This window comes from Pseudoalteromonas sp. Angola-4 (genome assembly GCF_028599265.1).
Lineage (GTDB): Bacteria > Pseudomonadota > Gammaproteobacteria > Enterobacterales > Alteromonadaceae > Pseudoalteromonas > Pseudoalteromonas atlantica.
Window position 1 is genome coordinate 331230 of the sequence record NZ_JAQREK010000003.1, and the last position, 22010, is coordinate 353239.

General features: G+C 39.5%; 18 protein-coding genes. 6 read left to right on the forward strand and 12 right to left on the reverse strand.

The window, feature by feature from the left end; translation table 11 throughout:
- Nucleotides 1-101: 101 nt before the first annotated feature.
- The 3 genes from PSH48_RS06225 to PSH48_RS06235 all read right to left on the reverse strand — a co-directional run bounded on the left by PSH48_RS06225 (nt 102) and on the right by PSH48_RS06235 (nt 2597).
- Nucleotides 102-389, reverse strand: coding sequence for a putative quinol monooxygenase (locus PSH48_RS06225; RefSeq protein WP_004586483.1), 288 nt, complete (start codon nt 387-389; stop codon nt 102-104).
- A 65-nt stretch (nt 390-454) separates the two neighbouring features.
- Nucleotides 455-1270: a 2,5-didehydrogluconate reductase DkgB gene (gene dkgB / locus PSH48_RS06230; RefSeq protein WP_004586484.1), complete on the reverse strand. Its 816-nt coding sequence runs from the start codon at nt 1268-1270 to the stop codon at nt 455-457.
- Between the two features lie 154 nt (nt 1271-1424).
- The gene (locus PSH48_RS06235; protein ID WP_004586485.1) at nt 1425-2597 is read right to left on the reverse strand and encodes an MFS transporter; all 1173 of its coding nucleotides are present in this window, start codon (nt 2595-2597) and stop codon (nt 1425-1427) included.
- Nucleotides 2598-2711: 114 nt separating this feature from the next.
- Here PSH48_RS06235 and PSH48_RS06240 point away from each other — a divergent pair, with 114 nt between their 5' ends.
- Nucleotides 2712-3599: a LysR family transcriptional regulator gene (locus tag PSH48_RS06240; protein WP_273606117.1), complete on the forward strand. Its 888-nt coding sequence runs from the start codon at nt 2712-2714 to the stop codon at nt 3597-3599.
- A gap of 249 nt (nt 3600-3848) precedes the next feature.
- Nucleotides 3849-4892 (forward strand): metal-dependent hydrolase, encoded by a 1044-nt coding sequence (locus PSH48_RS06245; RefSeq protein ID WP_273606116.1) that lies wholly within the window; start codon nt 3849-3851, stop codon nt 4890-4892.
- A gap of 188 nt (nt 4893-5080) precedes the next feature.
- On the opposite strand, the gene PSH48_RS06250 is transcribed toward PSH48_RS06245, so the two are convergent.
- On the reverse strand, nt 5081-5347 hold the full coding sequence (locus tag PSH48_RS06250; RefSeq protein WP_273606115.1) for a hypothetical protein: 267 nt from the start codon (nt 5345-5347) through the stop codon (nt 5081-5083).
- 225 nt (nt 5348-5572) lie between these two features.
- On the opposite strand from PSH48_RS06250, the gene PSH48_RS06255 reads away from it, so the two are divergent.
- Nucleotides 5573-5836 (forward strand): type B 50S ribosomal protein L31, encoded by a 264-nt coding sequence (locus tag PSH48_RS06255; protein WP_004586488.1) that lies wholly within the window; start codon nt 5573-5575, stop codon nt 5834-5836.
- A complete protein-coding gene (gene ykgO / locus PSH48_RS06260; RefSeq protein ID WP_004586489.1) occupies nt 5836-5970 on the forward strand; it encodes a type B 50S ribosomal protein L36 in 135 nt (44 codons plus the stop codon). Before PSH48_RS06255 ends, ykgO begins: the two co-directional genes overlap by 1 nt.
- 51 nt (nt 5971-6021) lie before the next feature.
- Here the strand turns inward: ykgO and PSH48_RS06265 are convergent, their stop codons facing one another.
- Together PSH48_RS06265 and PSH48_RS06270 are read right to left on the reverse strand one after the other, a co-directional pair.
- Nucleotides 6022-6408, reverse strand: coding sequence for an OsmC family protein (locus PSH48_RS06265; protein ID WP_004586490.1), 387 nt, complete (start codon nt 6406-6408; stop codon nt 6022-6024).
- 200 nt (nt 6409-6608) lie between these two features.
- Entirely contained in the window at nt 6609-6998 is a 390-nt protein-coding gene (locus tag PSH48_RS06270) for a cytochrome b562 (RefSeq protein ID WP_264389850.1), read from the reverse strand.
- A gap of 527 nt (nt 6999-7525) precedes the next feature.
- On the opposite strand from PSH48_RS06270, the gene PSH48_RS06275 reads away from it, so the two are divergent.
- Both PSH48_RS06275 and PSH48_RS06280 read left to right on the forward strand, forming a co-directional pair.
- Nucleotides 7526-10378: a TonB-dependent receptor domain-containing protein gene (locus PSH48_RS06275; RefSeq protein ID WP_256846304.1), complete on the forward strand. Its 2853-nt coding sequence runs from the start codon at nt 7526-7528 to the stop codon at nt 10376-10378.
- Nucleotides 10379-10940: 562 nt separating this feature from the next.
- Entirely contained in the window at nt 10941-13787 is a 2847-nt protein-coding gene (locus tag PSH48_RS06280; protein ID WP_273611135.1) for a TonB-dependent receptor domain-containing protein, read from the forward strand.
- 105 nt (nt 13788-13892) lie between these two features.
- Here the strand turns inward: PSH48_RS06280 and PSH48_RS06285 are convergent, their stop codons facing one another.
- From PSH48_RS06285 to PSH48_RS06310, 6 genes are all read right to left on the reverse strand, one after another.
- A complete protein-coding gene (locus tag PSH48_RS06285) occupies nt 13893-15671 on the reverse strand; it encodes a sugar phosphorylase (protein ID WP_004586493.1) in 1779 nt (592 codons plus the stop codon).
- Nucleotides 15672-15695: 24 nt separating this feature from the next.
- Entirely contained in the window at nt 15696-16919 is a 1224-nt protein-coding gene (locus PSH48_RS06290; RefSeq protein WP_248450319.1) for a glycosyl transferase, read from the reverse strand.
- Nucleotides 16912-18657: an HAD-IIB family hydrolase gene (locus PSH48_RS06295; RefSeq protein WP_273611136.1), complete on the reverse strand. Its 1746-nt coding sequence runs from the start codon at nt 18655-18657 to the stop codon at nt 16912-16914. Before PSH48_RS06295 ends, PSH48_RS06290 begins: the two co-directional genes overlap by 8 nt.
- A gap of 136 nt (nt 18658-18793) precedes the next feature.
- Nucleotides 18794-20032, reverse strand: coding sequence for a uracil-xanthine permease family protein (locus PSH48_RS06300; RefSeq protein ID WP_054981874.1), 1239 nt, complete (start codon nt 20030-20032; stop codon nt 18794-18796).
- Between the two features lie 9 nt (nt 20033-20041).
- Nucleotides 20042-20674, reverse strand: coding sequence for a uracil phosphoribosyltransferase (gene upp / locus PSH48_RS06305; RefSeq protein ID WP_004586497.1), 633 nt, complete (start codon nt 20672-20674; stop codon nt 20042-20044).
- 144 nt (nt 20675-20818) lie between these two features.
- Nucleotides 20819-21778: a phosphotransferase gene (locus PSH48_RS06310; RefSeq protein ID WP_273611137.1), complete on the reverse strand. Its 960-nt coding sequence runs from the start codon at nt 21776-21778 to the stop codon at nt 20819-20821.
- Nucleotides 21779-22010 lie beyond the last annotated feature (232 nt).

Here is a 22010-nt window from a genome sequence, read left to right on the forward strand (position 1 = left end):
ATACGAGGTGGGTATTTAAAAGACTAAGTAACGCAAATGGCGATGTATGTTTACGCCGCCACTGAATTTTACTCATTAACCAATATTAAGAGTGCTTTTTACTAGCCGATGGTGTTGTACACATCAATATTACTGCTTGTTACAAGCCCGGTAACTTGGGTACCAAATGCTTTGTAGTGAGGCTCTTGTTTATGAGCTTCAAAGTGTTCTTGCGACGCCCATTGCTCACTTACAAGGTACTCGGTATTGTCTGAGTCACGTTTAACCGACAACTCATAACGCAAACAACCCACTTCTTGACGTGAATACTTTTGCAGATTTTCGAGCGCAGTTAAAACAACCTCTGCGTCGATATTTTTGCTCGCTATAGTGGCAATTACCGTTAACATGCGGAGTCCTTTTAAAAAAATAAAGGTGCAGCTTTGCTACACCTAATGTTGTTTTGCGTATTTTATTACTGATCCCACTGCGGCGCAAAATCAGGCGTTGCTTGGCGGTCGCCACAATCAAGTCCGTCAATACGAGCAATGTCTTCAGCGTCTAATTTAACATGGTCATTAAAGTTATCTTCTAAGTTTTTACGCTTAGTTGACGATGGAATAGTGGTCATGCCGTTGGCATTAATCCATGCAATAACTACTTGCGCTGGCGATGCCTCATGCTTATTAGCAATATCTATAATAGTTTGATCTTTAAGTACTTTACCAACTACAAATGGCATATACGCTGTAACGTGAATATCGTGCTGGGCACAAAAAGCGCGTAGCTTAGTATTGGTTAAATACGGATGCACCTCAACTTGGTTAGTAAATATTTCTCGCGAATCAAGTGTTTGCATTGCTTCGTTTAAGTTGGCAATAGTAAAATTAGATACGCCAATATGTTTTGTTAAACCAAGCTGCTTAGCTTTTAAAAGCTCCGTTAGGTACTCACTCATTGGTTCATCATTTGAAGGCGCTGGCCAATGAATAAGCAGTAGATCGACAGAGTCTACTTGTAATTTCTCAAGTGACTTTTCAACGCTGGCAATAAAGTCAGTTTTGTTAAGCTTGTTGTTCCACACTTTGGTGGTTAAAAATATTTCGCTGCGCGGAATGTTACTATCTTTTATAGCTTGGCCTACTTGCTCTTCGTTACCATAAATTTGCGCAGTATCAATATGACGAAACCCCACTTCTAACGCCATTTTTACTGAATTGTAGGCGGTATCGCCTTCTAAACGGAATGTTCCCATGCCTAAATCTGGCATTTCTATTACACGTTGTGTCATGGCTCTGTCCTTATAAAATAATCGGTTAAAAATACAAACTGTTTAAAGTTTTACGAAATACACCTTTTACTTCTTTTGTGTTGTCACCTAAAAATTATGACCTCAATACAGGTAATGAGGTCATAAATTTAAGTTTCAACCTTAGCAGAATACTTTATGCTTGTTTCACTTCTCGCTTATCAAGCATGCCACTGTAACGAGTTACTACTAATGCTAGAGCACAAATTGCTGCGCCAATCCAAGCGGTATCTTGAAGTGACATGCCCTCTACTACACTGCCACCAATAATTGAGCCCAATGCGATACCAATATTAAACGCTGCTATGTTTAAGCCCGATGCGACATCTACCGCATTAGGAGTATGCTTTTGCGCCTGTTTTACGACATAAAGCTGTAAGCCTGGTACGTTACCAAACGCAAATGCACCCCATACTAAAATAGTCAGTACGGCCGCTACTTTTGATTCCATCGTAAAAGTAAAAGCCAATAAAATAATTGTCAGCGCGCTAAATATAATACTCAGTGCGCTAATTGGGCCGCGTTTATCAGCCAGTTTTCCGCCCCAAATATTACCAATGGCTACCGATACACCGTAAACCAGCATAATTAAACCAATCGCTGAAGGAGCAAAACCTGTTTCTTGCTCTAAAATAGGTGCTAAGTAAGTAAACGCAGTGAACGTGCCGCCGTAACCTAAAATTGTCATTAAATATACGAGTAATAAGCGCGGCTTAACAATAACCTGAAGCTGCTCTTTAAACGTTGCCGGAATAGACTGTTTTAAGTTTTTTGGTACTAAAATAGCGCTGCCAATTAAAGCGATTAAACCCAGTACCGACACCACTAAAAACGTTGCTCGCCAGCCAAAGTGTTGGCCAATCCAAGTGCCTAGTGGCACACCCGTCACTAGCGCTACAGTAAGTCCGGTAAACATAATAGCAATAGCACTGGCTTCTTTATCTTTACTTACTAAGCTTGTGGCAATCATTGAGCCAATTGAGAAAAACACCCCGTGAGCCAAGCCTGTTAAAATACGCGCTAGTATTAATGTTTCGTAACTAGGCGCTTGCCATGCAAGTAAGTTACCTAAAACAAATAAGCCCATTAAGCTTATTAGTACAATTTTACGGTTCCAACGCCCAGTTAGTGCGGTCAGTACTGGTGCACCAATGGCAACCCCTACTGCATATAAACTAACTAGCAAACCAGCTGAAGGTAGGCTTACGCCTAAATCGTTTGCAATAGTAGGCACTAATCCCACTATTACGAACTCGGTTGTTCCTATTGCAAATGCGCTTAAGGTGAGCGCCCACAAAGCCAATGGCATAATTAAATCCTCATTATTAGTTAAGACTTACAGTTTGACTAAAAATGTGTTTGCAAAAAATAGCATTAGTGACAAAATACTTTTGTAATTAATGCAAAAGTAAGGTGCTCACGTATGGCTCAGCATGCAAAAACCGAAGACTTAGAAATGTTTTTAACGGTAGTAGATAGCGGAAGTTTTTCAGCAGCAGCTAATTTGCTTGATCAGCAAGTAGCAAAAGTGTCGCGGGCCGTGTCCCGCCTTGAAAACACGTTACAATGTACATTACTAAATAGGACCACTCGCCGATTAGAACTAACCGAAGAGGGCCATACCTTTATTAAATATGCTCGCGATGGCTTAAACACTTTACAAACCGGCGAAGAAGCAATAAAGCTTTTAAAACAAGCCCCTAGTGGCAAATTACGTATTGATGCAGCCAGCCCCTTTGTACTACACCAATTGGTACCTTTAATTGCTGAATTTAATAAGCAATACCCCCACATTACGCTTGATATAACCTCCCACGACAGCATTATTGACTTGCTCGAACATAAAACCGACTTAGCAATTCGTATAGGCGAGTTAAAAGACTCCAACCTACATGCAAAAAAGCTCGGCGTAAGTAAATTGCATTTAGTTGCAAGCCCTAGTTACCTTAAACATACACCGACTATTTCGCACACCAGCGACTTAAACCAGCATAAACTCATTGGTTTTACCGACTCGCCCAAACTTAATAACTGGCCGCTAAAATCGCCCACAGCTTTAAATTTTGGCTTAACCGCCAGTAGCGGCGAGACTGTACGCCAGCTATGCTTGGCAAACCAAGGGGTGGCGCTGCTTTCGCACTTTATGATTGGTGGTGATTTAAAATCAGGCAAGCTAATAGAAATACTGCCAGGGAGTATTAACACGCCAAACAACCGCGAAATTGTGCAAGCGGTGTATTACAAAAACAGTGCTGTATCGTCGCGTATAATGGCCTTTTTAGACTTTATAAAACCACTGCTGAAATTGTAAGTGACGTTTTTATACCAAACGCTTAATTAAGTAATCTATATTGAGGCTGGGAAAACGTGTTGATAGCTAGGCAAAAAATTGGCTATTTCGTTGTTCTCAGCAATTGCTCCTGCATCCTTATAATCGTAAATTAAAATTTTTTAACGCAGGTAGCGACACGTTTAGCCCCGCAATATGATTAAGTATTATTGTGGATTGGTTTTAAGCCCAAGGGCAGTATAACTAACTCCCTAAATAAAAAGGAATAAAATGGACTCGTTAACGCAGGTAGTTTTAGGTAGCGCAGTAGGTTACGCCGTATTAGGTAATAAAATTGGCCGAAAAGCCGCTTTATGGGGTGCTGCTTTAGGTACTTTACCCGACTTAGATGTTTTTATTCCTTATGGCGGGCCAGTGGAGGCATTTACTTATCATCGCGGTTTTAGCCATTCGTTTATTGTGCACTTATTAATTAGTCCCCTTATTGTTTGGCTTATTTTAAAAATACACTCCGGTATGCAAATACATAAAGCCCGCTGGTTTTGGCTGGTATTTTTATGTTTATCGACCCATGCATTACTCGATAGCTTTACAGTATATGGTACGCAATTAATCTGGCCGCTTAGCGAGCACCCTTTTGCTATTTCAAATATATTTATAATCGATCCCCTGTACACCTTGCCGTTATTGTTGGCCTTTCTGTGCACTTTAATACCTAAAATACATACACCGCGCATGTATAAAATTAACGCCGCTATGCTTGTGCTCAGTAGCCTTTATTTATGTAGCTCTCTTATTTTAAAAGTAATAATTAACAATAAAATAGACGCCGCGTTTGCACATAAACACATACACATTAATAACTATGTAAGCAACCCCGCCCCGCTTACAACCTTGCTATGGCGAGTTGTTTCAATGTCTGATGGGCAATATTACATAAGTTATGCCTCGGTATTTGACTCCCCTGAAGAGGTTACAATAAACCGCTATAACACAAGCCCCGCTTTACTAAACGATATTAAAAATGAATGGGGCGTACAACGCTTACAATGGTTTACTAAAGGTTTTTATAGCGTGAAAGAGCAGCAAAATAAAATTGTTTTATCTGACTTACGTATGGGCATGGAGTGTTATTACGTATTTAATTTTGCAGTTGGTGAAAAAACCAACAAAGGAGTGCAGGTAAGCAACTTTGAAAAACTAAATCAGCGCTCAAATTTAAGTAGCCTAAGTAAAGTGTGGGATAGAATTTGGAACCCTGATGTCAGTTTAGCCCCGCCCTATGCAGACAAAAACTGTATGAAAACGCCTTAACACTCTGATTATAATTGCATTTATTAATCTGAGCTGTGGTTATAATATTTAAGTTTGCTTTCGCTAGCTAAAAATTTTATGTGAAACAAAACAAATTAGCAGCTTGAGATGATTTTATTATCCAAAGCTCAGGTTGGTGGTTAATTAATAAGGCGCAGCTAAGTGAATGTTTAACCAGCGCCTAAGTATTAATTTTGGTGCTCGTATTGTCCGCGGTATACCTCAAACACTTTTAAAACAGTGTGCTGTTCTTTATTTAGATTATCAAACCAATCGTCAAATAGTTCGTCGTTATCTTGCTCACTTAACGCCATATATTGTGCTAATAGCTCAATAATATCGTTGTGTGTACAGTCTATTGGATTAATTTGCTCAGATAAGACTGTGTGATCGCGCTCTCTAAGGGTTTCCATCACCCCTTGGTCTATTTGTTCTTGTTGTGCTGAGTCGCTCATAGCTTACCTCTAAACCGTAAAAAATTTTCTTGTTAACACTTTTTATATAGTTATAACAGCCTAAAAACTAATAGCCAGTATTTTTGGTTTAAGTGGTTATTTTTTGAATTGTTTGCGCAATTAGCCAGCAAAAATGCCAGTAAATGAGAGTAAAAATCATTTGCACAAATGCCGTAAACGCGATAACCTATAGTTATATTATCACATAACAACTTGAGGCGTATTATGAAACCTAATATCCATCCAGATTACAACGTGGTTGCTTTTCACGATACAGCTGCCGATAGCTACTTCATTATTGGCTCAACCATTAAAACAGACCGCACAATTGAGCTTGAAGGGAAAACGTATCCGTATGTGCCTATTGATGTGTCTAGCGACTCGCACCCATTTTATACTGGTAAGCAAAAAACAGTGGCTAGTGACGGACGTGTCGCGCAGTTTAACCGTCGCTTTAAAAACTTATCTACTGCCAAAAAAGGTGAGTAATGAAAGTATTAAGCTCGCTTAAAAGCGCTAAGCAACGACCAGGATGTCAAATAGTGAAGCGAAAAGGACGTGTTTTTGTAATATGTAAAGACAATCCACGTTTTAAAGCAGTACAAGGAATGAAGAAAAAATAACACTAATTCCGTGAAGTATACGGGTAAACGATACATGTTTACCCGTATTTTTTATTTAACAACTACAGAAAACTCAGGTTGGGCCTGAATCACTTTTTTAACAGTACACGTATTAACCGCAGCAATAAGTGCTTTTTTATATTTTTGAGGAAAGCCATCTGGTAAATTAATTTCGATAGAAAATAATTTTTTACCTTCTTCATCTACGTTTTCATTATTTTGCGTAAGCGTCATCCCTTGTGTAGAGATATCGCGTTGCTCACAAAATTTACGTGCATAAAACCCAGCACATAGCACCATGCTTACTAAGAAGTAGTCAAACGGTTCTGGGTGTTCGGCACCGCCACCAGCATTAATACTTTGATCGCTTATTACTTCAAGGTCGCCAAATTTTGCACTTTGTTTTTGACCCTCTAACAATGACACTGAAATTTCCATTACTATTCCTTAATTAATCTGCACCCTAGATAAGAGCTTTACTAAAATATTGAAAAATGAGCATTCAAACTACTTAATCTGCAGCTATACATTTTATTAAAACATCACAAATCTGCGCATCAATAATGCGCTACTGCGAAAAAGTTAACCTAGGTAGCGCTGAAATAACTGCTCGACATTAATTTACAAAAAAGCTGAGGTTAATTACCAAACAATAAGTCAAAAAAACCTGGAGGCTCGTGCAACTCATGATACTTCTTGCGTAAATCATCTATATTTTTAAGGGCTGGCTTTGCTGCATCAAGCCCGCGCTCATTCGCTAATTTTTTTGCCAACTTTGCTTGCGCAATAACTTTATCTAGCCCTTGTAGCGACATTTGTGCTTCTTTATGAAAGGTCGCTTTTTTACTGGTTTCAACCAAAGTAATAAACTTATCTATGGCGGTATTAAAGCCACCTATACCTACTGCTTGCACCGCATTTTTATAAGCAAGGCCTGTATTTTTCATATTAACTTCGAGATCAACTTCTTGCTCTGAAATGGCCGCAGTACTAAATAAAAAAGTAAAAATTAAAACTAAAAACTTCATGGTAAAACCTATTTATAAAAAACAGTGTAAGTGTATCAAGTTTACGTAATAAAGTAACTCAAGGCGCATAGGAAGCTAGGTAACTGTAAAGGGGCTTTACAATAAACGAGTAAGTAACAAGTATTACCTTTATAAATGTAACTAAACAGTAAACAAAAATAATACACCTTAAAAACACACCCCATAAAAGGGACAATATAAATTAGCACCGCCTAATAAAAACTCAAAAATCTCAATATAAACACATGAATTACCTATATTAAATACGATTTAAAAACAGTGGCAACAATTTCAATTAGAAGAATAATCTTATTTTAAAACAAAGGTTAAGCATGTTTTTTTTCATTTAATTAACACTGTATTTGGGCTTATTTTATTGTGATTTCAGCGAAAAATAGTTGTTCCCATATATATCCATGTTAATTGTTAATGTGCAATGTAAATAATAAATAAACAGCTCGTAGTAATTAATACACATTGCACAAGAGCTGTACCTAAAATCACAAGTAATCATCTAGGGAATTTCAATGAAAACGTTTAATATAGTCTCTCACAGTATTAAAGCTGCACTTTGTCTCTCAACTGCAGGTTTAGCATTTTCATCATTAGCGGCAGAAGAGGATGAAAAAAAATTAGAAAGAATAGAAGTAACAGGTTCTAAGATCAGCCGTGTAGGCGCAATAGCCCCAGCCCCTGTTACCGTTATCTCTGGCGAAGATCTTATTAACACCGGCGCAGTTAATATTGGTGAAGCCTTAAACAAATTACCAGCGTTAGGTAATACATACTCACTTGCAAACTCAGGCAGGTTCATTGGTACTGCCGGTTTAAATATTCTTGATTTACGTAATATGGGTACAGACCGTACCTTAGTACTTGTTAATGGTAAGCGCCATGTTTCAAGTTCTGCGGGCTCTCAATCAGTCGATACGAATACTATTCCAAGTGTATGGGTTGAGCGCGTTGAAATAGTTACCGGTGGTGCATCGGCCGTTTATGGTGCGGATGCGGTAACGGGCGTAGTTAACTTTATCTTAAAAGACAACATTGAAGGCTTAAACGTAAGTGTGACTAAAGGGGTTTCTGATCTAAGTGATTATAACAACGAAAAAGCCACTTTTTCATATGGTAAAAACTTTGATAATGGCCGCGGTAACGCAGCATTTGCAGTTGAATACTCTGGTCAAGACTCATTAAACGCACTTGATCACCCGTGGACAGACGGCTCTTACTCAAGTTTACGCAACCAAGCACAAACTGATGCTAATAAAGATGACCCAAACTTTCCTGATAAAATTTACACACCAAATGCAGGCTACTATGCAATTAATAACGCAGGCGTATTTAGCGTAGGTAACGGCTATGTAAATACGTTTAATCCAGATGGAACACAGCGTGATATTTATATTGGTGACAATGTTGATGGACTACTGTGTGCCGATTGTGACTCGTTTAACCTTGCACAATTTGATGAAATACAACCTGAATTTGAAAGATACAATGTTAATTTCAAAGTCAACTATGACGTAACAGAAGACTTAAATGCTTATTTTGAAGCAAAATACGTCAACAGTGAAGGTGAAAGCATTGGTCAACCAGCATTTTTCTTTGGCGATCCTAGAAATACAATCAGTATAGATAACCCATACTTAGATGACAGCGTCAGAACATTAATGGAAGAGGCTAATGATGGTGAAGGCGTCGACTCGATTAATGTTTTACGTATGATGACAGATTTAGGTCGTCGTATCGAAAATAACACCCGTGAAACCACGCGCTTTGTAGCGGGTTTAAAAGGAACAGTTTTAGAAGATTGGGATCTAGATGCTTCAGTGGTTCGTGGTAAAACCGAACTTGAGCGTGTAAATGGCGCTAATATGATTTTAGATAACTATTCTTTCGCGCTTGATGCAATTGAAGATGACGAAGGCAACATTGTATGTCGTAGTGAAGCTGCACGTGCTGACGGCTGTGTGCCTGTAAACATTATGGGTTTTGGCGCACCTAGCCAAGAAGCCATTGATTATATTAATACCGTATCGACCGGTACTTCTGAAATCACACAAACAGTGGTTTCAGCTTCACTGGCAAATGGTGCACTTTTTGAAGTACCGGCAGGTTATGTTGGTATGGCATTTGGTGTTGAATACCGTAAAGAAGAAAGTGAAACAATTGAACCTGATAACGCTGAGGGGACTTTCTTCAATGCTTTAGGTGAGGATAAGGGCGAATTTGATGTAAATGAAGTTTTTGCTGAGGCCACTATTCCTTTAGTCTCTGACCTTCCTTTTGTTCAAGATTTAGTACTGGATGCAGCTGTGCGTTACGCTGATTACAGCACTATTGGTGATGCAACAAGCTGGAAGCTTGGCTTAGATTGGACTGTTAATGACCAAGTACGCTTGCGATTTACACAGTCAGAAGCACTAAGAGCGCCTAATATTGGTGAAATTTTTGGCGCACCTAGCCAAACTTTCTATAACGTAGATGATCCTTGTTTAGCCGATAACTTAAATGATTTACAAAATAGCGACACTCGCCGTGCTAACTGTGCTGCGCTTGGTGTACCAGTTGGCTTTGAATCAGACTACGATTCACAAACACTTGAAGGCTTACAAAGTGGTAACCGTGATGTTAAAGGTGAAGAATCAACAAGTACAACGATAGGTTTAGTGTACCAGCCTGATTTCATTGAAAATGCAGTATTAACGGTAGATTACTGGAAAATAGAACTAGAAGATGCGATTTCTACAATTGCATCTCAAGAAATTCTGGATCGCTGTGTCGACAGCACTTCAGGTATTGAAAATCAATACTGTGATTTAATAACGCGTGATGCAAACAGTGAAATTACGCTAATTCAAAACTCAGTTCTAAACGTATCAGGCCAAGAAGCTTCTGGTATTGATTTTGAACTTGCTTATGACTTTGATGCCCTTGAGGGTAGCTTTGCAACCCGTTTAATTGGTACTTACTTAATTGAACGTAAAGAGTTCCCATTCCAAGATGAACCAGAAGAGTTCATTGAATATGCGGGTACAACTGGCGAAGCTGAGTGGCAAGCTAACATTAATATAGAGTATAGCTACGAGCGTTTCTACACCTCTTTAAGCACTCGCTATATTGAACAAGTGAGCTTATACACAGAACAAGAACTTGAAGACAACCCTAACCCTAGTAGCTTAATGAACTATGGCACTTATATTATTTCAGATATAACAGTAGGTTATAACTTTGATAATGGCATGGGTGTTAAATTAGGCGTAGATAACGTATTTAACAGAGAGCTTCCATACGGTACACGTGGTACAGGTAGTGGTAGTGCAAGTTACGATAATATTGGCCGTTTTGGCTATGTAAACTTATCATACGATTTTTAGTTTTTAACCCTCCCTAGAAAGGCCCTTAATTGGGCCTTTTTTATTTTTTTAGATGAAATTTACTCAATTTATTGTTTTTAGAAACATATAACTGTTTCGTCATGTTACTTTTTCGGGGCCAACCGACACAAAGTAATTACATTAAAAACACATTAAAGCTCACTTTCAACTCAGCAGTTCAATTTACGAGCAAAACATAGTTAAGCCCCTCGCCAACTTCAAAGCCATTAAAAGATTAAAAAACAAACCAACAAATCAACCAAACGTAAACACACCTGTAAAATAACAAAAAATGTAACACTAACCCCTTTTAAATATCATTAATATTAACAAAACCCAAGTGATTTATTGTTGCGTTAATGCTAACAAGCGGCAACTTTAGACAATTTAATAAAGAGTTAACTTACTGAAAAAGCAAAAATTACCACGCTTCTATTCATTGTTTCAGCATGCAATAATCGCCGGCCCTATAACAAAAGTTATAGGGCTTAGGCTAAATGCACTGTGTATTTAGCTAAAAGATAATGTATTTAATTATTATAAAATCTCCTTTGGGAAACACATGAAACGTCATAATTTACTTTCTACTAGCATTAAATGTGCATTGATTACTGCTGCTGCAACAGCGAGTAATTCTGTGCTTGCACAAGATGAGCAAGCGACAAAAATCGAACGCGTTGAAGTAACGGGTTCGCGTATTTTACGTGAAGGCGCTATTGCGCCGGCACCAGTAACAGTTATAAGCGGCGAGCAGCTAATTAATACTGGCGCTGTAAACATTGGTGAAGCGCTAAACAACTTACCAGCACTTGGCAATACATATTCAATGGCTAACTCAGGCCGCTTTATTGGTACAGCTGGTTTAAACATTCTTGATTTACGTAACATGGGTACCGACCGTACCTTAGTACTTGTAAACGGTAAGCGCCACGTATCTAGCTCAGCGGGCTCTCAAGCTGTTGATACAAATACTATTCCGAGCGTCTGGGTTGAGCGAGTAGAAATTATTACTGGTGGTGCATCAGCTGTATACGGTGCTGATGCGGTTACAGGTGTTGTCAACTTTATATTAAAAGACAACATTGAAGGTATGGATTTTAGCGTTACCCGTGGTTATGCCGATTTAAACAGCTACAACAACGAAAAAGCAACGTTCTCGTACGGCTCTAATTTTGATAACGACCGTGGTAATGCCGCTTTTGCTATTGAGTACTCAGGCCAAGATTCATTAAATGCACTTGACCACCCTTGGACTAGCACATCTTTTAGCAGCTTACCTAACCAAGCCCAAACGGATGAGAACAAAAATAGTGCTGACTTTCCTGATGATATTTTAACACCTAATGCGGGTTATTTCGCCATCAATGATGCAGGTGTTTATGCACTTGAAGATCCAAGTAAATTTATTAATAGCTTTAACCCGGATAGCAGTGCTCGTGACTTATACATAGGCAATAACGCAGATCCATATTCATGTGCAGAATGTGACTTTTTTAACCTAGGCCAATTTGAAGAAATACAACCTGAGTTTGAGCGTTACAACGTAAACTTTAAAGTTAACTACGATGTTACCGACGATTTAAACGTCTACTTTGATGCAAAATACGTAAATAGCCAAGGCGAAAGCATAGGTCAACCTGCGTTTTTCTTTTTTGACAGCGACAACAGCATTAAAATTGATAACCCTTACCTAGACCCAGATATCAAAGCGCGTATGCAAGAGGAAGGCGTTGATTCAATCATGATAAACCGCATGATGAGTGACCTTGGCCGCCGCGTTGAAAATAATACCCGTGAAACAACGCGTTTTGTTACAGGCTTAAAAGGAACTGTGTTTGAAGACTGGGAATTAGATACATCAGTTGTGTATGGTCAAACTGACTTAGAGCGCGAAAATGGCGCTAATATGATTTTAGCCAACTACTTTAATGCCCTTGATGCCGTTGAAGATGCAGATGGCAACATCGTATGTCGCAGCGCTGCTGCACAAGCTGATGGCTGTGTACCGGTAAACATTATGGGTTTTGGCGCACCATCTCAGCAAGCGATTGATTACATAAATACGGTATCTGTAGGTACGTCAACTATTAAGCAAACCGTGGTTTCTGGTTCACTTGCCAATGGCGCTATTTTTGAATTACCAGCAGGTTACGTAGGTGTTGCGTTTGGTGCTGAATACCGTAAAGAAGAAAGCGAAACAAAAGAGCCAGATAACGCAGAAGGTACATTTTTTAACGCTTTAGGCGAAGATAAAGGCTCGTTTAATGTGCGTGAAGTATTTTTTGAAGCAACTATGCCTATTTTAACTGACTTACCGCTTATTCAAGATTTAGTATTTGATACCGCAGTACGTCATGCTGATTACAGCACAATTGGCGAAGCAACTAGCTGGAAACTAGGCCTTGATTGGACTGTTAACGATGAACTACGTGTGCGTGTAACGCAATCTGCAGCACTTCGTGCGCCTAACATAAGTGAAGTATTTGGTGCAGCAAGCCAAACTTTCTACAACGTAGAAGACCCGTGCCGCGCTGAAAACATAGCTAATTTATCAAATGCAGCAACACGCACTGCAAACTGTGCTGCATTAGGTGTTGCAAGTGACTTTAACTCAGGTTACGACTCAGCCTCTTTAGATGGCTTAACAAGCGGTAACCGTGATGTTAAAGGTGAAGAGTCTACAAGTACAACGGTTGGTATTGTTTATCAACCAGAGTTTTTAGAAAACGCTGTGCTTACTATAGATTACTGGGAAATTGATCTAGAAAATGCAATTGACACAATCGACGCGCAAGAAATTCTTGACCGCTGTGTTGATAGCACAACAGGTATAGACAATCAGTACTGTAATTTAATTACACGTAATGCCAGTGGTGAAATTTCGCTAATTCAAAACTCAGTACTTAACGTAGCTGGTCAAAAGGCGTCTGGTGTTGATTTTGAACTAGGCTATGACTTTGATGCGCTAGAAGGTAGCTTTAAAACACGTTTAATTGGTACTTACCTTATTGAACGCAAAGATTACCCGTTCCAGGATGATCCTAGTTCATATATTGAGTACGCAGGTACAACCGGCGAAGCGAAATGGCAAACTAACCTATCAGTTAGCTATGCAATGGATAACTTTTATTCAACGGTTGAAACACGCTTTATCAGCGAAGTTGATTTATACACAAATGTAGAGCTTGCGAGTAACTCGAACCCAAGTAACCAAATGTCTTACGGTAAATACTTTATTACCGATATGACAGTGGGTTACAACTTCGATAGCGGCTTAGGCGTTAAAGTAGGTGTTGATAACCTATTTAATCGTAAGCTTCCGTATGGTTCACGTGGTACAAGTGCGGGTAGCGCAAGTTACGATAACATTGGCCGCTTTGGCTACATTAACTTAAGCTACAGCTTATAATTAGTAATAACGTTTATTAATTAAGTTAAAGGCTCGCACTGCGAGCCTTTTTATACCAATGCGCTTAATTAAGTGATCTATTTTGCAAATTGGTATTACTGCACTTTATTTAATATTACTTAACCATACACTTTGATATGGCTCTAGTTCTATAGTGAGTTGATCCTCGGTAATTGTTTCATTAGCCACTAAATCAAACCACTGCTGGGTGTTAATTAAGTTTAAATCTGCAAGGGTAAGTACTTGTGGTTTATCACTTATGTTATAAACGCAAAATATACTTTGGCGCCTGTCTATACTTTGCCGCCAAAAACCAAATAACCCCCCCGCTAAGTGCAGCGTAAATTGCGTGGCATTAGGATGAAATGCGCTTTGTTTTTTTCGAATACCTAATAAATGCTTAATACCATTAAACACTTTGTGATGATGGCTATATTTATCACCTAAAGCCGATAATAGTTTTGACTCTTGCCAACGATGACGGTTAATTGCACGGTTATGCTGTGAGTTTTCAAAGCGTTCGTAATCGTTCGTTGTGCCAAGCAAGCTATGAATATAAAGCCCAGGGATCCCTTCAAGCGCAAACATAATGGCGTGTGCACACATAAATCGCTCAAGGCCAAACTTATCTTGTCCATTGTGCGTGCCTTGTAATGCATCAAAAAGTGCAATATTTAGTTCATACGGTGTGTGCGTACCATCGTTACTGGTGCGCATTGATACACGCCCACCAAACTGCATAGACGTACTCACCAATGACGCTACTTCGCTTGGTTGTAACAAGCCTTCTATTGGCCTAAGTCCAATGCCATCGTGCGAGGCAATAAAGTTAAAGTATGTGGTGCCGTTTTGCGCAGGCGGCATACTCATCATCCAATGCTTAATGGCTGTGCTATCTCCACTGAGTAATGTATGCAGTAATAAGGGCGGTAAGGCAAAGTTATAAATACTGTGGGCTTCGTTAGCGTTACCAAAGTAAGAGAGGTTTTCTTGGTTTGGTATGTTTGTTTCGGTTATTATGACAACGCTTGGCTCAGTATGCTCTATTAGGGTGCGAATAAGCCTAACTGCTTCATGCGTTTGCGGTAAATTAATGCAATTTGTATTGAGTTGTTTCCATAAAAATGCAACCGCATCTAGCCTAAACAAACGCACACCATTATCTAAATAATGGCGAATAATGCTTATAAATTCTTTTAAAACTTCCGGGTTACCAAAATCAAAATCAACTTGGTCGTGGCTAAATGTACACCATACATGTTTTTCGCCGCTTGGTGTGGTCACCGTATTTAATAGCGGTGACGTACGCGGGCGTACTACATTAGATAAATCATCGGTTAAACTTGCCGTTTTAAAGTAATCTTTGCCGGGGTCCAAATCGTTTAAAAAGTTTTCAAACCATACACTTCGGCTAGAGCAGTGATTAATCACTAAATCTGCCATTAGCTTTACATCTTTGGCAATATTTTTTATATCTTGCCAATCACCTAGCGATTCATTTACTTGCACGTAGTTCATTACCGCAAAGCCTTCATCAGAGCTATACGGGTAAAATGGCAATATATGCAAAGCATTAAGCTGCATATCGCACTGCTCTTTTATAAACCGGTGCAAGGTTTTAAGCGGTGCTTCTACCGGTTTTGCAACAGCTTGGTCTCCCTCATCGTGCTTAATAATAGAGTCGCCATAGGCTATTAGTATAATATCTTGCTCGTCCCAACGGTTTGTATGGGGTGTAGGGTCGCGCAGCGGGCTGTCGCCTAAAATTATAGTTATAAGCTGCTCAGCCAGCTCTGTAATACTTAAGGGCAGTTCAACATCTTTATAAATAATATGTAGATGTTGCTCTACCCGCTGTAAAAATAATTCACTTACTGTATTCACACGCGCCCCTTATTATTGTTTTATTTATTCACTAAATTCTTTATTATCAAGATCAACCGCTTCTCTTAAGCGCTCAAAAACATCTGGCATGGCTGATACAACACGGTTCCAACTTGGCACAAATGGCGCTTCCATTGGGTTTTCTAAAAAGTGCTGACCTGCTTCCATAACATTTTTGGCGAACATTTCTACGGCCTTTTCCTCTTGGTGCACATCTAAGGTTAAACCATTCATCAGTGCATCGTTATGGTACGTTTCTATAAAGTCTAAACCAATACGGTAGTAAGTTGCTTTTAAAGAACGAATTGTTTCGCTGGTAAAAGTAACCCCTTGTGTGGCTAATTTTCTAAATAGTGCCTTGGTTATATCTATCGACATTTTAGATAAACCGGCGTTTTGGTCATCAAGAGAAAGTTCCTGATGCTTATGATCGTAGTTATCAGCAATATCCACTTGGCATAAGCGATTGTGCGAATAATTACGGTACATTTCACTTAGTACGCCAATTTCAAGGCCCCAATCACTCGGAATACGAATATCGTTTAGCACATCACGTCTAAACGAAAACTCCCCTGCTAACGGGTATCTAAAGGTATCCATGTACTCAAGGTAGTCGGTATTGCCTAAAATAGTTTTGAACGAGCGTAATAACGGCGTTACTAATAAGCGCGATACTCGGCCATTAATTTTGCCGTTTGCAGTACGTGGGTAAAAGCCTTTACAGAATTCATAATTAAAACGAGGGTGTGCTACAGGGTAAATTAAGCGCGCTAACAAACCTCTGTCGTAAGTTAATATATCGCAGTCGTGCAGGGCTATCGACTCTACCTCTGAAGTGGCCAATTTATAACCCATGCAATACCACACGTTTCTGCCTTTACCAAGTTCACGCGGTGCAACGCCTAGCTCTTGTAATTCTTTATCAAGCGCTTGCAAGCGTGGGCCATCGTTCCAAAGCACTTTGTGGTTTTGGTTAAGCTCTTTAAAAAAGCCTAAAGCATGGCGGTATTGTGACTCGTCAGCCCTGTCTAAACCTATGGTAATTTGCGATAAATAAGGAACCTCTCTAAGTTCTTTTACAATGTTTTGCAGCGCTGGGCCTTCAAGCTCACTAAACAACGAAGGGAGTATTAACCCCATTGGCCGTTGCTTACTAAAACTAATTAGCTCTTCTTCAAGCGCTTCTACCGGTCTATCGGCGATATTGTGTAAGGTTGTGATGATGCCATTTTGATAAAAATCAGCCATGTGATTTTCGCTCCTCAATAGTATTTAAAATGCTGCTAATACAAGGCAATGTGGTTATTTCTTCAATCCAACCCAGTGGAGCGGGCGATTGGGAATAACGCGCCTTGTTATGTGTTAACTTAACCGGCTTTTTACTGCTTGGGTTATGTATGATAATGGCGATATCAGCTTGCTCTAGCATCTGCTTATCGTTGTCACTATCACCTAGTGCAATTACCGTGAGAGGCTTTCTAAAATGTTGTGAAATTTGTTTAACTAACCACTGCTGTGCAGCGCTTTTATCGGTGTTTTTAGCAATATGTATAAACCGCCCGCCTATTTTTATTTCGTAGCCGAGAGCTTTAACATCGTTTACAAACGCATTAAGTAATTCATCGCTTCCGTGCCAATAAAGTGGGTCTGAAAAATCGCGAGTTTGAGCGCGCCTTGCATGCGCTTCATCAAGCCCGGTGAGGGATGATATTTGCTCGCTCGACAAATCACTAAATAACTTGTAATGCGATTTATATTCGCTGCTTAAGGAGTCTAAATCACTAAGTAAGTTAGATAAGGGTGATGCAAATGCATAACACCAATACGCCCCTACTTGTGTGCAGCCAATGGGTTTAAGCTCAAAATAATCTACGGGTAAATAAGCCGCCGCGCCATTTTCAACAATAAAAGGCTGTTGAAGATTCAGCTCGTTTTTAAGTTCAACCACTTCGCAAAATGTTTTACTCGTATTAAACACCACAGGAATGTGGGCTGCTTGTAAGTCTTGCAGCAAGCTACTGATATTTTTAGTGTTGTAATCGGCGTGATCGAGTAACGTGCCATCTAAGTCGGTAAATATAATAGGTTGCAGCGTATCGTCGCTGGTTAAGTGCATAGCACTAATATCGCGATTACTATCAAGCTCTATAAGGGCGTTAGCTTTAGCGCTTAGGGTGTTTAAGTTTTCGCGAGTAATACGCTCAAAATGAGAAATAAAGTGCACCAGTTGCTCATCACTCATGGTGCCATCGCCCTCGCCTTTAGTGGCAATAAGCTTTTGCTCTTGCTCTTGTCGCCACTTAAATACATCTTCAAAGCTCGGCGCTTTGAGCATCACCGTGTAATCTATTTTACTAAACACACTCTTGTATTCATTTGCTAGGCAACTGTTTACACAACGACGCCACACGCCTTCTTTATCGTGCTGTGTTTCTAACTCGTTTATAGGCTCACTTAAAGAAAATAACGGTTGTGGTTCACTACCTACGCACCAGCCTTCTAAAATAATAATATCAATGGGTTTATTGTTACATTGCCATGTTTGCTCGGGGCTGCAATCGTCGTGATGCTTGTCAAATTTAGGCAAAGGCACACCAACCTCTTTTGCAAGTAACCGGCTTATGGTGGTATTCATTAACCCTACATCGTGGGTGCCAGGCACACCACGGGTGGCAAATAATGGGTGTACGTCTTTGGCAAGTCCTTGGCGGTGTGCTTTAGATAAGTAAAAATCGTCAATAGAAAGCGCGACACTGGTAAACGGCGTGTTGTTACTAAACCAAGTAACTAAAAAATCTGCGAGGGTGGTTTTTCCTGAACCTTGGCAACCATTTATGGCGACAAAAATAGGGGTGTTATTTTTTTTTGATTCTAGAATATCGTGTGCAAGCGGGATAAAAAATTGCTCACTAAGGTACTGATACTTTAAAGGCAATTGGTGCTTTGCTAAAAATGGGGTTATATCCACAATACTGGCCTCTGACATAGTAACTCCTTATATTATGAAGTAACAAATGCAGGTACTAGACCACTATTATTTTTATTTAATTATTAGTAACTTACAAAAATAGCGCAATTAGTATGCGCTATTTTGGTGCGTAAATTTTACATACAGTGCAAAATTAATCAGTTTCTGGTTCGGCTTTTGGCAATACCAAGTTAAGCACAATACCTAAAATGGCGCACAAGCTAACGCCTTCTAAGCTAAATTGGCTACCCCCAATGTGCATACCGCCAATACCGCATACTAATATAAGTGCCACAATACTTAAATTACGGGGTGCAGTTAAGTCATCACCAGATTTAACCAACGTATTTAAGCCCACTACCGCAATTGAGCCAAATAACAAAATCATTATGCCGCCCATCACAGGTACAGGAATTGTTTGTAAACCAGCGCCCATTTTTGCCACAAAGGCCAGTACCACAGCAATTATAGCAGTCCACATCATTACTTTAGGGTTAAAGTTTTTGGTCAGCATCACTGCGCCAGTTACTTCAGAGTAAGTTGTGTTTGGCGGGCCACCAAATAAAGAGGCAGCGGCAGTGGCTAAGCCATCACCAAATAAGGTGCGATGTAAGCCTGGTTTTTTTAAAAAGTCTTTATTGGTTACTTGGCTAATAGCCATCATATCGCCAATATGCTCAATAGCAGGTGCAATGGCAACAGGCACCATAAAGAGAATGGCTTGCCACTTAAATTCGGGCCATGTGAAGTTTGGTACAGCCAACCAGCTCGCTTCATTTACGCTACCAAATTCAACCACCCCCATTACCAGTGATAAAACATACCCCGATATAACACCCGCTAATATAGGGATCAGCTTATATACACCTTTGCCCCACACAGCAAAAATAAGTGTTACAACAAGAGAAAACAGCGAAATAATAATGGCTTTATCGTAAGCAATAAGTTCAATACTGCCGTCGCCACTTTTACCCATTGCCATATTTACCGCAACCGGTGCAAGGGCTAAACCAATCACCATAATAACGGGGCCGACGACCACAGGCGGCAAAATTTTATGAAGTGTTGCCACCCCTTTAAATTTAACCAATAGCGCTAACAGCATATAAGCACAGCCCGCTGCCATTAAACCACCCATGGTGGCTGGTACGCCCCACATTTGTACTGAGGCAATAATAGGCGCAATAAACGCAAATGATGACGCTAAAAATATAGGCACCTTGCCTTTCGTCACTACCTGAAATAATAAAGTACCTATACCCGCTGTAAACAAAGCGACACTTGGATCAAGCCCCGTTAATAAAGGCACTAACACTAACGCACCAAATGCTACAAACAACATTTGGGCGCCGGTTAAAATGGTTTTTATAGAAAATGTAGAATTATTTTGCACTGTTAAACCTTAGTAAACCGTACCGAAAATTTTGTCACCTGCATCGCCAAGCCCTGGGATAATGTAACCCTTTTCATTTAAATGGCTATCAACTGAGGCAGTAAAAATCTCAATATCAGGGTGAGCGGCTAATGTTTTTTCAACGCCCTCAGGTGCAGCAACCAGTACAATTACTTTAATGTCTTTACAGCCGGCTTTTTTAAGCATATCGATAGTAGCAATCATAGAGCCGCCAGTTGCAAGCATTGGGTCTATAACTAAGCTTAAACGCTCATCAATATTGCCTACTAACTTTTCAAAGTAAGGTACTGGCTCAAGCGTTTCTTCGTTACGCTCAAGGCCCACTACACTTACCTTAGCCGCTGGGAGTAATGACATTACGCCATCCATCATGCCAAGGCCCGCGCGTAAAATTGGCACAACAGTAATTTTTTTGCCTTTAATATGCTCTACTTTTAATTTGTTGCCGTCCCAGCCAGTAATTTCGTTATCTTCTAACTGTAGGTTTTTAGTTGCTTCGTAGGTTAATAAAGTACCGACCTCAGAGCATAATTCACGAAAGCTTTTAGTACTTATACCGTGAGCGCGCATTAAGCCTAATTTGTGTTGAACTAGAGGGTGTGAAATTACGTGAATTGACATGATAAAAACCTACTGATACAAGAATTGGCGGTATTTTATATTAAAAAAGGTCATTTGACCTGCAATTTTAAATAAGTTTTCATAGATCGTGCCAAAATGCATTGATTTTCTTGATATTTATGCAAGCGACACACTACTCTATGTTTATAAATTGTTATCTGATAACGTTAAATTTACTTGCGCCATCATGTAGCTATTTATTTTAAAATGAGTTGGGCTCCATCCCGCTAAAAAACGATAAAAATCGGCCCAAGCTAATGGCCATAATGCATGCCACTTTGCAATTACGTCATCGGCATTTATTTGCGGTTGATACACTAAAAGCGCATTTTTTAATTGGCAAAAATAGTAATGTAAATACTCATCGGCGCAGGTATGTAATTGCTCGTCGCTTAAGCAGCTGGTCATAAAATACATTACATCGCAAATCCCTACCCCAGCCCCTACATACTGAAAGTCATAAGCGAGTATTTCACTTTGCTCATTTGCAGCAAAATTGGCAAGCTTAGCATCGCCATGTATCAAGGTTTTGTAGTGTGATGCTTGCAGTGTTTTATCAATTTTATGAGCCGCATTTTTAATATCGGACTTTTTGTCAGCGCTTTGTTTTAACTTATTAAACTCATCTGGCCGCGTGCTCAAATGCCAATAGTTCCCTTGTTGCCATAAGCCCTTTGCGGGCTTATTTAAATTAAAGGCATGAAAATGGGCTTGCCACGTAAGTATTGGTTTTATGTCAAGCGCACTTGCTTGAGCAAAACCATGTTGCGTAAAGTTTTTAAACACTAACGCATAATCATCACCATCATTAATTGCATTAATACAGGTAATACTTTTAGCGCTTGTCGGTAAGTACGCGCTGTATAACCTATAAAAATTATATTCAACTTTATAAGACTGCTGCTTTCTCTTTAATGCAAATTCGCTTTGCTTAATTTTTGGATGATTTATGTGGCTTGGTATTTTAATCGCTTTGATAACACATGGCTCGGCATCAAGCCTGCACTCGACAATACTGCCACACCCGCTCCAAAGCGAGGTTAGCGTATAGCCCATTTCAATGTGTTTAAAATGAGGCTGTAAAAGAGGAAGGTAAAATGCCATAGCTATATTAAGTCATTAAGTTTTTTATAGTTTAACATTAGAAGGTATTTTTAATAAAACGATAGCATCCATAAGCCCCTTTCTTAACGTGACACCCATCTTAATTTCTACAAAGTGAATTACAAAAGGTTAAAGTTAACTAGTGAATTTATGTTTTTTAACTGTCCAAAAATAATTTGAGTTTTAAAATAGAGATATTACTAAATAAAGCTCAAATGGCAGCCACAAAAAT

Bases quoted from the DNA above. Each gene is read 5' to 3' on its own strand.
- PSH48_RS06250 (WP_273606115.1), bottom strand. From the start codon at position 5,347: ATGAGCGACTCAGCACAACAAGAACAAATAGACCAAGGGGTGATGGAA.
- PSH48_RS06275 (WP_256846304.1), top strand. From the start codon at position 7,526: ATGAAAACGTTTAATATAGTCTCTCACAGTATTAAAGCTGCACTTTGT.
- PSH48_RS06255 (WP_004586488.1), top strand. From the start codon at position 5,573: ATGAAACCTAATATCCATCCAGATTACAACGTGGTTGCTTTTCACGAT.
- dkgB (WP_004586484.1), bottom strand. From the start codon at position 1,270: ATGACACAACGTGTAATAGAAATGCCAGATTTAGGCATGGGAACATTC.
- PSH48_RS06245 (WP_273606116.1), top strand. From the start codon at position 3,849: ATGGACTCGTTAACGCAGGTAGTTTTAGGTAGCGCAGTAGGTTACGCC.
- PSH48_RS06240 (WP_273606117.1), top strand. From the start codon at position 2,712: ATGGCTCAGCATGCAAAAACCGAAGACTTAGAAATGTTTTTAACGGTA.
- PSH48_RS06265 (WP_004586490.1), bottom strand. From the start codon at position 6,408: ATGGAAATTTCAGTGTCATTGTTAGAGGGTCAAAAACAAAGTGCAAAA.
- PSH48_RS06290 (WP_248450319.1), bottom strand. From the start codon at position 16,919: ATGGCTGATTTTTATCAAAATGGCATCATCACAACCTTACACAATATC.
- PSH48_RS06280 (WP_273611135.1), top strand. From the start codon at position 10,941: ATGAAACGTCATAATTTACTTTCTACTAGCATTAAATGTGCATTGATT.
- PSH48_RS06295 (WP_273611136.1), bottom strand. From the start codon at position 18,657: ATGTCAGAGGCCAGTATTGTGGATATAACCCCATTTTTAGCAAAGCAC.
- ykgO (WP_004586489.1), top strand. From the start codon at position 5,836: ATGAAAGTATTAAGCTCGCTTAAAAGCGCTAAGCAACGACCAGGATGT.
- PSH48_RS06270 (WP_264389850.1), bottom strand. From the start codon at position 6,998: ATGAAGTTTTTAGTTTTAATTTTTACTTTTTTATTTAGTACTGCGGCC.
- upp (WP_004586497.1), bottom strand. From the start codon at position 20,674: ATGTCAATTCACGTAATTTCACACCCTCTAGTTCAACACAAATTAGGC.
- PSH48_RS06225 (WP_004586483.1), bottom strand. From the start codon at position 389: ATGTTAACGGTAATTGCCACTATAGCGAGCAAAAATATCGACGCAGAG.
- PSH48_RS06310 (WP_273611137.1), bottom strand. From the start codon at position 21,778: ATGGCATTTTACCTTCCTCTTTTACAGCCTCATTTTAAACACATTGAA.
- PSH48_RS06235 (WP_004586485.1), bottom strand. From the start codon at position 2,597: ATGCCATTGGCTTTGTGGGCGCTCACCTTAAGCGCATTTGCAATAGGA.